General features: G+C 48.4%; 6 tRNA genes. All 6 read right to left on the bottom strand.

Annotated elements, in window-relative coordinates:
- Nucleotides 1-54: 54 nt before the first annotated feature.
- A tRNA-Ser gene (locus BCAMP_RS12175) sits at nt 55-144 on the bottom strand.
- Between the two features lie 25 nt (nt 145-169).
- Nucleotides 170-243 (bottom strand) — tRNA-Ile (locus tag BCAMP_RS12170).
- A gap of 18 nt (nt 244-261) precedes the next feature.
- Nucleotides 262-335: transfer RNA gene (locus BCAMP_RS12165), tRNA-Met, on the bottom strand.
- Nucleotides 336-363: 28 nt separating this feature from the next.
- Nucleotides 364-439, bottom strand: a tRNA-Ala gene (locus BCAMP_RS12160).
- Between the two features lie 39 nt (nt 440-478).
- Nucleotides 479-552, bottom strand: a tRNA-Pro gene (locus BCAMP_RS12155).
- Between the two features lie 8 nt (nt 553-560).
- Nucleotides 561-634, bottom strand: a tRNA-Arg gene (locus BCAMP_RS12150).
- Between the last annotated feature and the right edge of the window lie 72 nt (nt 635-706).

Genomic DNA, 706 nt, shown 5'->3' with positions numbered 1-706 from the left:
TTGGGTAATCCTCCGAAATGTGTTGCTATTAAATTGTTACTCATAAGTGAGTTAAGGAGGATGAGGGATTCGAACCCCCGCGCGATTTTACTCGCCTGACGGTTTTCAAGACCGTTCCCTTCAGCCAGACTTGGGTAATCCTCCGAAATAATAAATGTTATTTTGTTAATGGACCTTGTAGGACTCGAACCTACGACCGGACGGTTATGAGCCGTCTGCTCTAACCAACTGAGCTAAAGGTCCTACATTACAAAATAATAATAGCGGCAGAGGGAGTCGAACCCACGACCTTTCGGGTATGAACCGAATGCTCTAGCCAGCTGAGCTACACCGCCATGTTGTTATAATGAGTTACTTAAAAGTTGGTGGAGCCTAGCGGGATCGAACCGCTGACCTCCTGCGTGCAAGGCAGGCGCTCTCCCAGCTGAGCTAAGGCCCCATTAATTGGGTATGATATTCCGATTGTAAATTCATACAATCGGGAAGACAGGATTCGAACCTGCGACCCCTTGGTCCCAAACCAAGTGCTCTACCAAGCTGAGCTACTTCCCGTTTGGTAATGCGCCCAAGAGGAGTCGAACCTCTAACCGCTTGATTCGTAGTCAAGTACTCTATCCAGTTGAGCTATGGGCGCTCATTTTAAATTGTGTTACAATGCCGAGGGCCGGAATCGAACCGGCACGGTGATCACTCACCGCAGGATTTT

Origin of the sequence: Brochothrix campestris FSL F6-1037, assembly GCF_000525915.1 — a bacterium.
Lineage (GTDB): Bacteria > Bacillota > Bacilli > Lactobacillales > Listeriaceae > Brochothrix > Brochothrix campestris.
The sequence above is the reverse complement of the archived record's forward strand: the minus strand, read 5'-3'. Positions and strand labels throughout refer to the sequence as shown.